1 protein-coding gene is annotated in these 634 nt (G+C 49.5%); it reads right to left on the reverse strand.

The window, feature by feature from the left end; genetic code table 11:
• Positions 1–6: 6 nt before the first annotated feature.
• The coding region (locus BN1120_RS05265) for a PAS domain-containing protein (protein ID WP_236727606.1) at positions 7–634 on the reverse strand (628 nt) is incomplete at its 5' end.

Genomic DNA, 634 nt, shown 5'->3' on the forward strand with positions numbered 1-634 from the left:
TGATAACTAGATCTGTACAATCTGCGGGGTGATATTGGAGGCAAACTTGATGACCTTGATCACCTTGCCATGGCTGCCCCGCACAGCGTTGTAGGTTGCCTCCAGCCAGACTTCATGGCCTTTTTTATCAAATCGCTGAAAGCGCCCCGATTTGAACGTCCCCTGAGCCAGCTCCTGCCAGAAATTGGGATGTTCCCGATAAAACAGCTCATCACAAAACATGCGATGTTGATGGCCTTTAATTTCATCGAGTCGATAGCCCATGGTATCCAGGAAATTACGGTTGGCGGAAATAACAACACCAGTCGGTTCAAACTCGATGACGGCGAGGGAACGATCCAGCGCCTCAAATATTGCTTTTTGAGTCATGAGCAGATCATGTTGCACCGTTACATCTGACGCTATTTTGATGATCTTGATTATTTTTCCGCCCTGGCTGACAGGGAAATAGGTGGCCTCCAGCCATATTTCCTTGCCTTGTTTGCCAACCCGGTGGAAGGTGCCATGCTGGCTGTGCCCATTTGCCAGATCTCGCCAGAATTCCCGATAGGAGGGAGAGTCGGTATCTTCTTTTATGCAGAACATGGCGTGATGCTGCTGCACGATCTCATTGAGGGTGAATCGCCCCTGGTTT

Source organism: Aeromonas caviae, assembly GCF_000819785.1.
GTDB lineage: Bacteria > Pseudomonadota > Gammaproteobacteria > Enterobacterales > Aeromonadaceae > Aeromonas > Aeromonas caviae.